The following is an 11,787-nucleotide window of genomic DNA, read 5'->3' on the forward strand; positions in this document are numbered from 1 at the left end:
GTTCGAGATGTCCGACCAGATGCCAGGCGCGAAGCTCCTCGACGGCAATTGGGGCGCAGAGCACCTGGCCATCGCCATCCCGAAGGGACGCGAGAGCGCACTCCCGTTGCTCAATAGCTTTGTGGCAGAGGAGCAGTCCTCCGGCGCGCTGGACACGATCCAGCAGCAGGCGGGCTTGCGCGGCGCCGCGAGGGCTCAATAGGAGGCCGCCCGTTCAATTGCGCGCGTTCGACCGCATCTTCTCCGGCGCAGCGGGCTGCCGCAGGAATTCGGTATCGTCGCCGCCTCCCGACGGAATCAGGATCGCGCGTTCGCGCGGCAGGGCTTCCGGCATCTCATCGCGGATGAAGGCGATCAGCTTCTCCCGCATCTCGCAGCGCAGGTCCCAGGATTGCGGCGCGTTGCGCGCACTGACCAGCGCGCGAAGCTCGATGGTGCGTGAATCCGCGTCGATGACCTGGAGATTGACCACCGCGCCATCCCAGAGGCTCGAATCCTTCACCGCCTCCGCCAGCCAGCGCCGGATGCGCGGTACGTCGGCGCGGTAGTCGACATGGAGCGCGATCACGCCGATCAGGGATGCGGTGTCGCGGGTCCAGTTCTGGAACGGCTTTTCGATGAAATAGGACAGCGGCACCACCATGCGCCGCCAGTCCCACAGCCGGATCACGACATAGGTCGAGGCGATGTCCTCGACCCAGCCCCATTCGTTCTCGATGATCACGGCGTCCTCGATCCGGATCGGCTGGGTGATCGCGATCTGCAGGCCCGCGATCAGATTGCTGAGCAGCGGCCGGGCGGCAAGACCGACGATGATGCCGGCGGCACCGGCGGAGGCAAACAGGCTGACGCCGTATTGCTTCACCGAATCGAACGTCATCAGCGCGGTCGACACCGTGATGATCACGATGATGGTGTCGGTCACACGCTTGAACACGCGCACCTGGGTGACGTGCTTGCGCGCGACGAAATTCTCGGTGACATCGCGAAAGTTCTGGAGATAGCGCGCCGCGCTCATGTCCACGATCCGGATCGATATCCACCCGATCAGCGCGATGAAGGCGACCACGAACAGGCGCATCAGCGGCGTACGAATCGTGTCATCGAGCGGCGCCAGCGGAAGCACCAATGCGACGCCGGCAAGGCATAGCGCAAGCTGGGCCGGCCCGGCGGTGCGTTCGATGAACACCTCGAGGAGCGGAAGCCGAATTCCAAACGCCCGCGTCAGGAGCCAGACGCCGACCCGATAGACGAGCAGCGCAAGCAGGATCGCGCCGGCGATCAGGCTGAGACCAACGAACCACGAAGGTATCCAGCCGAGCATCTTGTCGATCTCGGCCGTGACGATCTGCAGATTCATCGGTGTCCCCGCCATTGCGATCGAGTCTGCGCTCAACGCCTTTCCGGCGTCTTCGCTCCCCTCGTTCAGTGCAACGCAGCATTCCTCACGTGCAACCGTCGCCGAACTGCGCTATTTCTGGGCAATCATGACCAGACGAACCGGCAGCGCCGACCTTCCCCTGCACACCGGCCGGGTTCCGCCTTGGCTCGCGACCCGCATGGCTTCGCTCGGCGCGATCGTGACTGAGGCCATCGTGCATCATTACGGGCGCGATGCGTTTCTCCAGCGGCTGTCGCACCCGTTCTGGTTCCAGTCGTTCGGCGCCGTGATGGGGATGGACTGGCACTCCTCGGGCATCACGACATCGGTGATCGGTGCGCTGAAGCGCGGTCTCGGCCCGCTCCAGGATGAGCTCGGCATCTATGTCTGCGGCGGCCGCGGCCAGCATTCGCGCAAGACGCCGGATGAATTGATGCAGCTCGGCGACCGCGTCGGTTTCGACGGCGCGAAACTCACCCGCGCCAGCCGCCTGGTGGCAAAGGTCGACAGCGCAGCGGTGCAGGATGGTTTTGATCTTTACCTGCACGGCTTCTTCGTCACCGCCGATGCCAAATGGACGGTGGTGCAGCAGGGCATGAACGGCGACAAGCGCCAGGCCCGCCGCTATCACTGGCATTCCGAGGCGCTGAAGAGCTTTGTCGATGCGCCGCATAGTGCGATCGACGGCCCCGAGCAGGGCGAGATCGTCAATCTCACCGATCATCGCGCCTGTGTCTCGCGCACCGCGCAGCTGGAGCTGCTGTCCGACCTCGGCCCGGACCGCATCATCGCCGAATTCGAGCGGCTGAACGGGACAGAGCCCGCCCAGGCGATGTTGCCCCATCTGATCATGCCCGCCCATCACGACGTGCGGCCGAAGGACGTGTTCGCCCGCCGCCTGCACGGCACGCTGGCCGCGGCCGCCGAACGCGGCCCGGTCGACTTCCCTGAGCTGCTGCTGACGCCTGGGGTCGGCGCGCGCACCGTGCGCTCGCTCGCGATGGTCGCCGAAGTCGTGCATGGCGCCCCCTATCGCTTCAACGATCCGGCGCGCTTCTCGCTCGCCCATGGCGGCAAGGACCGGCATCCCTTCCCCGTCCCGATCAAGGTCTATGACGAGACCATCCGCGTGCTGAAGGGCGCGATCCAGAACGCGAAGCTCGGACGCGACGAGGAGATGCAGGCGATCAGGCGCCTCGACGATCAGGCCCGGCGCCTGGAACKCACCGCGCAGGGGCCATCGGTCGAGGCCTACATCGCAGGCGAGCGGGCCGCATCGCCCGAACTCGACGGCCGCTCGGTGTTCGGCTGGGAACGCGACATCGTAGGATCGCGGAAATCGGCCGGCTGACGGTCCGCTGCGACGACCGGCAGCTTCGCGATCGCACGGAGACCCGGCCGCTTGCGCCAGTGAATGTCCTCGGGATCGACGGCGAGGCCGAGCTTCGGCCATCGCACGAACAGCGCTTCCAGCGCGCAGGCCGCCTCGATGCGCGCGAGCTGATGGCCGAGGCAGAAATGAATTCCCGTTCCGAACGACAGGTGGCGGTTCGGCTTGCGTTCGAGATCGAGCCGCACAGGCTGGTCATGCACCGCCGGATCCATGTTCGCCGCGGCGAGCATGACCATGACACGGTCGCCCTTCTTCAGGCGCRCGCCATCGAGCTCAACGTCACGCCGCACATAGCGCGGCTTGGAGAACTGCACCGGCGAGACGAATCGCAAAAATTCCTCGACGGCGAGCGAGATGCGGCTCCAATCCTCCTCCAGCCAGTCGCGAAGGCCGGGATTCCTGAGCAGCTCGTAGACCGAGCCGCTGATCAGATGCGTGGTGGTCTCGGAGCCGGCCGCCAGCAGCAGAAACACCATCGACACCATTTCGTCCGGCGTGATCTGGCCGCCCTCGCGCTCGACCTGGACCAGCTCGGCGATCAGGCCCTCGCCGCCGTGCAGCCGTGCAAGCTGCAACTGCTCTCCGAGATAGGCTCGCATCTTGCGGAATGCGAACAGCAGCCGGAAGAAGCTGACGACATTCGTCAGCGACGACATCTTGTTGGCCCAGGCGATGAAGCGAGCGCGGTCGGCCACAGGCAGCCCCAGCAGCTCGGAGATCACCGACAGCGGCAGGATGCGGGCGTAGGCCTGGACGAGATCGGCGGGACTTCCCTTCGCGAACAGGTCATCGGCAAGATCGACGGCGATGGCGCGGATGCGCGGCTCCATCGCGACGATCGCACGGCGGCGAAAGGCCTCGTCCACGATGCTGCGCAGCCGGGTGTGGTCCGGCTCGTCCATGGTCAGCATGTTGTTGGCGATGGTGGTGACGAGTTTGGGCATCCACCAGCGCAGGCCGGCGACCTCGCCGCCCTCCTTGCGCAGCGTGAATGTCGCGCCGTCCTTCAGCACCTGCGCGGTGGCATCGTGCGTGGTTGTGATCCAGACGTCGCCGACCAGGGGAAAACGCGTCGCGACCACGGGGCCGGACGCGCGCAGCGCCGCGATCGCCTTGGGCGGATCGCGGAAGAAGGCCTCGCTGGTGAAATCGAGGCGCGGTGGCATGGGATCACCGGAATGGTTGGTGGCGCCTCAACCAGATGGTGTGCGCGAGGCGACGCGCAAGAGCCGGAACCGCGGAGAAGAGAAGATCGCCTATCCGCGTTCCGGCGGGCGGTGGCCGGTCTTGCGCTGCTGCTGGCTGGTATAGGCGTCCCAATGGCTCCAACTGCCATTGCTGAGGCTCTGCAGGTCGGTGCCGAGCGGCCTACGGGTACGCTTGTCGTGATCGGCGATGGTGCGCTCGGACTGCGCGATCTTGCGCTTCAGTTCCGCGATCGTCTTCTGGGTCTGGCCGGCGCGCTTCGATGAGGCGATCTCGMCCATCGTGAAGCGCGCGGTCTCGAGCGCCTTCAACTCGGCGCGGTTCTTCTTCAACTGGACCCGGTGCCAGGCGATGTTGCTGTCGCTGTCCGCAACCATGTGGGAACTCCGCTGATTCGCTCCCACAGTGTATCGTGCGCAGAATCGGCCCCGCAACGCCCGTGCGAGGGCGAAAATGCGGTCTTCTTGCGCAAGAATTCTGGACCCATAGCGTTTTCGAGCGAAGTGGGTACCGGTTCGCGTAAAGAAAACGCGTCAGAATAAGACTCTAGAGCCTGTTCCGCTTCAGCGGAACGGGCTCTAGCGCTCGGCAAAGGCCTTTTCGACCACGAACTGGGCCGGCTCGCCGTGATTGCCCTCGACAAAGCCGCGYTCGCCGAGCAGCACGCGCGTGTCCGCGACCAGCGCCGGGCTGCCGCAGATCATGACGCGATCATGGGCCGCTTCCAGCACCGGCAGGCCGATGTCGGCAAACAGCTTGCCCGAGGTGATGAGGTCGGTGATGCGGCCGCGGTTGCGGAAGGGATCGCGGGTCACGGTCGGATAGTAGATCAGCTGGTTCTGGATGTACTCGCCGAGCAGTTCGTCCTTCGGCAGCGTCTCGGTGATCATCTCGCCATAAGCGAGCTCCTTGACGTGACGGCAGCCATGCAGCAGCACCACCTTCTCGAAGCGCTCATAGGTCTCGGGGTCCTTGATCACGCTCAGGAACGGCGCGAGGCCCGTGCCGGTGCCGATCAGATAGAGGTTGCGGCCCTCTTCGAGATTGTCGATCACCAGCGTGCCCGTGGCCTTGCGGCTGACGATGATCTCGTCGCCTTCCTTCAGGTGCTGGAGCCGCGAGGTCAGCGGGCCGTCCGGCACCTTGATCGAGAAGAACTCCAGCGTGTCCTCGTAATTGGCGCTGGCAACGCTGTAGGCCCGCAGCAGCGGCTTCTCGCCGACCTTGAGCCCGATCATGGTGAATTCGCCGTTGCGGAAGCGGAAGGTCGGGCTGCGGGTGGTCTTGAAGCTGAACAGCGTGTCGGTCCAGTGGTGGACGCTCAAAACGCTTTCCTGGTTGAAATTGCTCATCTCACCTTCCCTGTCGCTGCCTTGCGGTTCCGGGGCGAATGTCAGCTATGCGTCGTTTGTATACGATCATTCGTATACTAATGAATAATCCGGCTTGATCCCGCGGTCAAGGCTGCCCAAGATCGAAAGCGTTGCAGTTAAGGACAAGGACCCCTTCCATGGCGCATGACGCACCCCAGGCCACCGGACCTTCGAAGCTCGTGATCCGCAATATCGGCCTGATCCTGTCCGGCGCCCTGGAAAAGCCGATCCTGGATGGCGACACCATCGTCGCCGAGAACGGCAAGATCACCGCGATCGGCCGCTTCAAGGATCTCGACACCGAAGGCGCGACCACCATCGTCGAGGCCAACGGCACCACCGTCGCGCCGGGCCTGATCGACAGCCACGTCCACCCAGTGGCGGGCGACTGGACGCCGCGCCAGAACCAGATCGGCTGGATCGACAGCAACCTGCATGGCGGCGTCACCACGATGATTTCCGCCGGTGAGGTTCACATGCCCGGCCGCCCGCGCGACGTCGTCGGCCTGAAGGCGATGGCCATCTTCGCCCAGCGCGCATTCTGGAATCTGCGTCCGGGCGGCGTGAAGGTTCATGCCGGTGCGCCCGTGATCGAATGCGAGATGGTCGAGGAGGATTTCAAGGAATTGGCCGCGGCCGGCGTCAAACTGCTCGGCGAGGTCGGCCTCGGCGGCGTCAAGGACGGCCCCACCGCGCGAAAGATGGTCGGCTGGGCCCGCAAATACGGCATCCAGAGCACGATCCACACCGGCGGCCCCTCGATCCCCGGCTCCGGCCTGATCGACAAGGACGTGGTGCTGGAGGCCGACACCGACGTGGTCGGCCACATCAACGGCGGCCACACCGCGCTGCCCGACGACCAGATCCGCTGCATCTGCGAGGGCTGCAAGCGCGGGCTCGAGATCGTTCACAACGGCAACGAACGCTCGGCCCTGTTCACTCTGCGCATCGCGCGCGAGATGGGCGACCTGCATCGCGTCATCCTCGGCACCGATGCGCCCGCCGGCTCCGGCGTGCAGCCGCTTGGCATCCTGCGCATGGTCTCGATGCTGTCATCGCTCGGCGATTTGCCGGCCGAGCTCGCCTTTTGTCTCGCCACCGGCAACACCGCGCGGATGCGGCAGCTCGATTGCGGCCTGATCGAGGTCGGCCGCTCCGCCGATTTCGTCATCATGGACAAGGCGCAGCATTCGCCCGGCAAGACCATTCTGGAGAGCGTCCAGCTCGGCGACCTCCCCGGCATCGGCATGACCATCATCGACGGCATCGTGCGCACCCAGCGCAGCCGCAACACGCCGCCCGCGGGCAAGGTGCCGGAGGTGGTGGCGAAGTGACGGAGCGGTTCGCCGCTCCGTATGGCCTCTCGAACGCATTGAACAAGTCGCAGGCCTGTTGCGTCTAATGCAGGCAGCCCTCGGCGGCGGCAGTTCATTGCTGGACCATCGAGGGAGACATGAGGAGTTCGTCGCGGATTGCCGCCGGAGTGGCCGGTGCGGTGGCAGGCTTCGTCGCCACGCTCCTGCTGCTTGAGCTCGTCGGTTTCGACAATCGCGCGGATCCGATCACATCGGGCCTGTTGGCACTGTTTGTATTCGCTCCGGCCGGTGCGATCGCCGGTCTCGTGCTGGCGACCAAACTGGCGATGCGTTCCGGCAGGGACGGCAACACCGGCAGCCTCGCGCGCAACAGTCTGAAGGCGCTCGGCGTCGTCGTCCTTCTCTGCGTCGCCACCGGCACCGCCTACTATTTCTACGCTGTATCAACGGCCACGCCCTGGCTTAACCCGAACGCCGCCACCCCGCTTCTTGTGTTCGAGGTTCGCCTCCCCGCCGGAGCGACAATGCCGGCGTCGGCACGCAACATCGCCATCGAACTGCAAACCGACCTCAACACCATGCCGGGCGAGCCAAGCGTCGATCGCCTTCGCCGTGATGGCGACAGAGCAGTCATCGCAGGCGAAGTCGAACTCGCGTTCCGGACCTCGCACCGGCAGCTCGCCGTCAACATTGAAGGTCAGCCGAACCGGCTCTATCCGATCGGAATGTCCRCCAAGGCCCCGCACACGGACGAGTTCGGGCCGTGGCAAGCGCAGCCCGACGGCAGCGAGATCCGCTACCGGGCCAAATGGCCGGGAAAAACCTGATCGCCTCAGTCAGCGTCGCTTTGGAATTTCACAACGCATGTAGAATTGCCGCTTGGCCTGCCCGACCGGCCCGTTGTCRATCACCAGCCTGCCATCCGCCGCGACCGAAATCCGCGGATTGGAGCGAAACTTCTCCCCCTCACCTTCGCAGGCGAGCCGCATCTTCCAGCTTTGCTTTCCGTCAGCGGTGATCTCGCTGGCGCGGCAGCGTGTCTCGTACCAGTACAGGCGGTTGCCGCCCTCGATGCTCATGCGGTTGGGACTGTCGTCATTGCGGCAATCCCTCTTGGTGGAAGCCCAGAACCCCTCATAGGCCTGCGCCGCCAGGACCGGGGCGCAATTGGCCGCCAGTGCCGCGCCAACGCTCACGACCATCGCAAATCGCGTCGCCACTCTCATTCAGGAAATCCTCGATGACGTCCTCATCGAGGTTAGTCGCCCGTCACCGCAACTTGTTCAGCAGCGCCATCAGCATCTCGCGTTCCCTGGGCTCGAGCGGCGCCAAGGTTTCGCGGGTGATTGCGAGCGCGTTCGGCGCGACTTTTTCCGCAAGCTGCTGGCCGGCGCGCGTCAGGCTCACCAGCAGCCGGCGACCATCTTCAGGGTCCTGGCTCGTCTCGGTCAGGCCACGCGCCGTCAGCCGGTCGATGACGCCCTTGATCGTCGCGACGTCCATCGCCGTGAGCCGCCCGAGCTGGTTCTGCGAGCACGGCCCGGTCTCGGCGAGTTTCGACAGCGCCGCCCATTGCGTCGGCGTGATGTTGGTGCCGATGTCGCGGGCGAAGATTGAGCTGTGACGCTGCCAGACTTGGCGCAGGATGAAGCCGACCTGCTCGTCGAGCACATAGGGGGGCTTGGCCTGCTTGACGCCCTTTTTCACCGCGACGCTTCTCGCCATCGACTACCGGTTCCCTTCACAACGACAGATGCGCATCACGGATATCCGGGCGCGCATCGAGCTCGGCCATGGTGCCGCCGAAACAGATGCGGCCGCGCTCGATGATATAGGCGCGATCGGAGATCAGCCGCGCAAAATGCAAATTCTGTTCGGAGACGACGATGCTGACGCCCTCCTTCTTCATGGTCAGGATGGCATCGACCATCTGCTCCACGATCTTCGGCGACAGGCCCTCCGACGGCTCGTCCAGCAGCACCAGCGACGGATTGCCCATCAGCGTCCGTGCGATGGTCAGCATCTGCTGCTCGCCGCCGCTCATGCGRCCGCCCGGGCGGTTGCGCATCTCGCTCAAATTCGGAAACAGCGCGAACAGCTTTTCGCGGGTCCAGGATGGCGCGTTCGGACGCTTTGGCTGGCGGCCGACCTCGAGATTTTCCTCGACCGTCAGGTCGGTGAAGATGCGGCGCTCTTCCGGCACGTAGCCGAGACCGCTGCGCACGATCTCGTGCGTCGGCCGCACCGAGACGTCCTTGCCTTCGAACACGATGCGGCCCGAGCGCTGCGCCACGAGGCCGACGATCGAACGGAACGTCGTCGACTTGCCGGCGCCGTTGCGCCCGAGCAGGGCCACCACCTCGCCCTCGCCGACCTCGAAACCGATGTCGAACAGGATATGCGCCGGGCCATAATGGCTGTTGAGCCCTTCGACCGTGAGCTTCATGCCGATGTCCCCTCGCGATGGCGGGAATCGTAGACGAGGCCCTCGCCGAGATAAACCGCCTGCACCTGCGGATTGCCGCGCACCTCGGCCGGCGAGCCCTCGGCAATCAGCGTGCCGCGGTTGAGCACGATGATGCGGTCGGCATGCTCGAACACCACGTCCATGTCGTGCTCGGTGAAGAGCACGCCGATCGACTTTTCCCGCGCGATCTGCGCGGTCAGACGCATCAGGTCGACGCGCTCGCGCGGCGCCATGCCGGCGGTCGGCTCGTCCATCAGCAGCAGTTTTGGCTCATTGGCGAGCGCCACCGCCAGCTCGAGCCGCTTCAGGTCGCCATAGGCGAGCTCGCCGCAAGGACGGTCCGCATAGCCGCCCATGCCGACCAGCTCGAGCAGGCGGCCGGCCTCACCACGGTCGAAGTTCGGCGCCGCGCCCCAGAGATTGAACAACTGCTTTCCATGCGAGATCAGCGCGACCTGCACGTTCTCCCGCACGGTCATGGTGGCGAACGTTGCCGTGATCTGGAACGTGCGCCCCACTCCCATCCGCCAGATCTCGCGCGGCTTCTTCCCCGTGGTGTCCTCGCCGAGCAGGCGGACATGCCCCGTATCAGGCTTGTTCTGGYCGTTGAGCATGTCGAAGCAGGTGCTCTTGCCCGCGCCGTTCGGGCCAATCAGCGCCAGAATCTCGCCGGCGCGCAGCGAGAACGAGACGCCGCGCACGGCATGAATGCCGCCATAGGATTTGGTCAGACCTTCGACCACGAGAAGTGGGGGTGCGACGCTCATTCGGCAGACCCGATCGGCTTGGCAAGCAGAGTTGACCCCGGCGGCGACGTGCTCTTGCGCCGTTGCGCGAGCATCTCCAGCATGCCGACGATGCCCTTGGGGAAGACGACCACGATCAGCACGATGAAGCCGCCGAGCACGAGCTTTGAAAGATCGGTCTGGCTCACCAGCCAGATGTTGAGCGCCTTGTAGACGATCGCGCCGATCACCGCGCCCGACACCGTCTCGACGCCGCCGAGCAGCACCATGACCAGCGCATCGACCGAGAGCGAGATGCCGAGATTGTCGGGAAAGACGCTGCCCTTGAGGTAGGCGAACAGCGCGCCACCGATGCCAGCGGTCGTGCCCGCGATCACGAACGCCGTCCACTGCATGCGTTTGACGTTGACGCCGATGGCTTCGCTGCGCAGCGCCGAATCGCGCGTGGCGCGCAGGCCGTAGCCGAATGGAGAGAACACTGCGACGCGCAGCGCGACCGTCACCAGCGCGGCGACGCCGAGCGACAGCCAATAGAAATGCGACGGGCTCGCCGCCCATTTTTCCGGCCACACGCCCAGAATGCCGTTGTCGCCGCCGGTCACGCTCACCCACTGGAACGCGATCGACCAGACGATCTGCGCGAAGGCGAGCGTCAGCATGGCGAAATAGACGCCGGAGAGCTGTACCGCGAAGAAGCCGAACACGGCGGCACCGAGACAGCCCAGCAGCGGTCCGAGCAGCAGGCACACGATCATCGGCAGCCCCGCCATCTTGGCGAGGAAGGCGACGCCATAGGCGCCGAGCCCGAAATAGGCGGCATGGCCGAACGACGCGAGCCCGCCAACCGCCATCAGGAAATGCAGGCTGACGGCGAAGATCACGAAGATCGCGATCTCGGACCCGACGGTCAACGCATAATTGCCGGCGAACAGCGGCAGCGTCGCCGCGATGACGAGCACTGCAAGCGCGGCCAGCCGCTCGTTCGACGTCAGCGGCCGCCAGGGATTGACGGTGAGGCCGGGCGTCTTGCGGGCGGGTGCCTCTGGCCGGCCGAACAGGCCCCAGGGCCGCACGATCAGCACCACCGCCATCACCAGGAAGACCAGGATGATGGAAATTTTCGGGAAGATCAGGATGCCGAAAGCGTTGAGCTCGGACACCAGCACCGCCGCCACGAAGGCGCCGATGATGCTGCCGAGGCCGCCGATCACGACGACGACGAAGACCTCGACGATGATGCGCAGGTCCATGGCGTGATGCACGGCGTCGCGCGGGATCTGGAGCGCGCCGCCGAGTGCGGCGAGGAAGACCCCGACCGCAAACACAGAGGTGAACAGCCATTTCTGATTGACGCCGAGCGCTGCGACCATGTCGCGGTCCTGCGTCGCGGCGCGCACCAGCACGCCCCAGCGCGTACGCTGGAACAGCAGCCAGAGAACGCCGAGCACGACCGGCCCGAGCACGATCAGGAACAGGTCGTAGCTCGGGATGTTCTGGCCGAAGAAATCGACAGCGCCCTTGAATCCTGGGGCGCGGCGGCCGACGAGATCGTCAGGTCCCCAGATCAGCACCACGAGATCCTCGACCATCAGCGTCAGGCCGAAGGTTGCGAGCAGCTGGAACAGCTCGGGCGCGTGGTAGATGCGCCGGAGCAGCACCATCTCGACGATGACGCCGATCAGCGCCACGGCAAGTGCTGCCACGACAATCGCGCCCCAGAAGCCGAATGCGCCTGAGAGGCGCTCGGTCAGCGTGAAGGCGATATAGGCGCCGATCATGTAGAAGGCACCGTGCGCGAAATTCACGATCCGCGTCACGCCGAAGATGATCGACAGGCCCGACGCCACCAGGAACAGCGACGCTGCGCTGGCGAGACCGGTCAGAAACTGTACGACGTAAAAGGCC

At 65.2% G+C, this 11,787-nt stretch carries 12 protein-coding genes and 1 pseudogene; 4 read left to right on the forward strand and 9 right to left on the reverse strand.

The genetic code is table 11. From position 1 onward, the window contains the following. Positions 1–202, forward strand: a pseudogene (locus ACXJL8_RS20125) (ABC transporter substrate-binding protein); the annotation flags it as partial. A 12-nt stretch (positions 203–214) separates the two neighbouring features. Here ACXJL8_RS20125 and ACXJL8_RS20130 read toward each other — a convergent pair. Then, positions 215–1,360: a mechanosensitive ion channel family protein gene (locus tag ACXJL8_RS20130; protein ID WP_456618795.1), complete on the reverse strand. Its 1,146-nt coding sequence runs from the start codon at positions 1,358–1,360 to the stop codon at positions 215–217. A 127-nt stretch (positions 1,361–1,487) separates the two neighbouring features. On the opposite strand from ACXJL8_RS20130, the gene ACXJL8_RS20135 reads away from it, so the two are divergent. Then, positions 1,488–2,732, forward strand: coding sequence for a DUF763 domain-containing protein (locus ACXJL8_RS20135; protein ID WP_456685454.1), 1,245 nt, complete (start codon positions 1,488–1,490; stop codon positions 2,730–2,732). Here the strand turns inward: ACXJL8_RS20135 and ACXJL8_RS20140 are convergent. The 3 genes from ACXJL8_RS20140 to ACXJL8_RS20150 form a co-directional block, all read right to left on the reverse strand. Further along, positions 2,633–3,940 carry a cytochrome P450 gene (locus ACXJL8_RS20140; RefSeq protein ID WP_456685449.1) on the reverse strand — a complete coding sequence of 436 codons (1,308 nt, stop codon included), beginning with the start codon at positions 3,938–3,940 and terminating at the stop codon, positions 2,633–2,635. The two genes, ACXJL8_RS20135 and ACXJL8_RS20140, sit on opposite strands and share 100 nt — an antisense overlap. 90 nt (positions 3,941–4,030) lie before the next feature. Continuing rightward, complete coding sequence (locus tag ACXJL8_RS20145; RefSeq protein WP_456685450.1) at positions 4,031–4,357, reverse strand: hypothetical protein; 327 nt, start codon at positions 4,355–4,357, stop codon at positions 4,031–4,033. 201 nt (positions 4,358–4,558) lie between these two features. Next, positions 4,559–5,332, reverse strand: a complete 774-nt coding sequence (locus tag ACXJL8_RS20150) for a ferredoxin--NADP reductase (RefSeq protein ID WP_456618799.1) — start codon at positions 5,330–5,332, stop codon at positions 4,559–4,561. Between the two features lie 158 nt (positions 5,333–5,490). Between ACXJL8_RS20150 and ACXJL8_RS20155 the strand changes: the two genes are divergently transcribed. Together ACXJL8_RS20155 and ACXJL8_RS20160 are read left to right on the forward strand one after the other, a co-directional pair. Further along, positions 5,491–6,687 carry an amidohydrolase family protein gene (locus ACXJL8_RS20155; protein ID WP_456618800.1) on the forward strand — a complete coding sequence of 399 codons (1,197 nt, stop codon included), beginning with the start codon at positions 5,491–5,493 and terminating at the stop codon, positions 6,685–6,687. Positions 6,688–6,806: 119 nt separating this feature from the next. After that, complete coding sequence (locus tag ACXJL8_RS20160; protein WP_456685451.1) at positions 6,807–7,496, forward strand: hypothetical protein; 690 nt, start codon at positions 6,807–6,809, stop codon at positions 7,494–7,496. Positions 7,497–7,505: 9 nt separating this feature from the next. On the opposite strand, the gene ACXJL8_RS20165 is transcribed toward ACXJL8_RS20160, so the two are convergent. From ACXJL8_RS20165 to ACXJL8_RS20185, 5 genes are all read right to left on the reverse strand, one after another. Then, positions 7,506–7,895 (reverse strand): hypothetical protein, encoded by a 390-nt coding sequence (locus ACXJL8_RS20165; protein ID WP_456618802.1) that lies wholly within the window; start codon positions 7,893–7,895, stop codon positions 7,506–7,508. A gap of 43 nt (positions 7,896–7,938) precedes the next feature. Beyond that, positions 7,939–8,394 carry a MarR family winged helix-turn-helix transcriptional regulator gene (locus ACXJL8_RS20170; protein ID WP_456618803.1) on the reverse strand — a complete coding sequence of 152 codons (456 nt, stop codon included), beginning with the start codon at positions 8,392–8,394 and terminating at the stop codon, positions 7,939–7,941. Positions 8,395–8,410: 16 nt separating this feature from the next. Next, positions 8,411–9,115: an ABC transporter ATP-binding protein gene (locus ACXJL8_RS20175; RefSeq protein WP_456618804.1), complete on the reverse strand. Its 705-nt coding sequence runs from the start codon at positions 9,113–9,115 to the stop codon at positions 8,411–8,413. Next, positions 9,112–9,903, reverse strand: coding sequence for an ABC transporter ATP-binding protein (locus tag ACXJL8_RS20180; protein ID WP_456685452.1), 792 nt, complete (start codon positions 9,901–9,903; stop codon positions 9,112–9,114). The genes ACXJL8_RS20175 and ACXJL8_RS20180 overlap by 4 nt, the downstream gene beginning before the upstream one ends. Then, positions 9,900–11,787, reverse strand: a 1,888-nt coding sequence (locus ACXJL8_RS20185; protein WP_456685453.1) for an ABC transporter permease, incomplete at its 5' end; no start/stop codon positions are given. The genes ACXJL8_RS20185 and ACXJL8_RS20180, both read right to left, overlap by 4 nt.

It is taken from the genome of Bradyrhizobium sp. P5_C11_2, from assembly GCF_054049755.1.

Excerpts from the sequence above, each read along its gene's own strand:
- ACXJL8_RS20170 (WP_456618803.1), bottom strand. The coding sequence starts at position 8,394 with ATGGCGAGAAGCGTCGCGGTGAAAAAGGGCGTCAAGCAGGCCAAGCCC.
- ACXJL8_RS20155 (WP_456618800.1), top strand. The coding sequence starts at position 5,491 with ATGGCGCATGACGCACCCCAGGCCACCGGACCTTCGAAGCTCGTGATC.
- ACXJL8_RS20130 (WP_456618795.1), bottom strand. The coding sequence starts at position 1,360 with ATGAATCTGCAGATCGTCACGGCCGAGATCGACAAGATGCTCGGCTGG.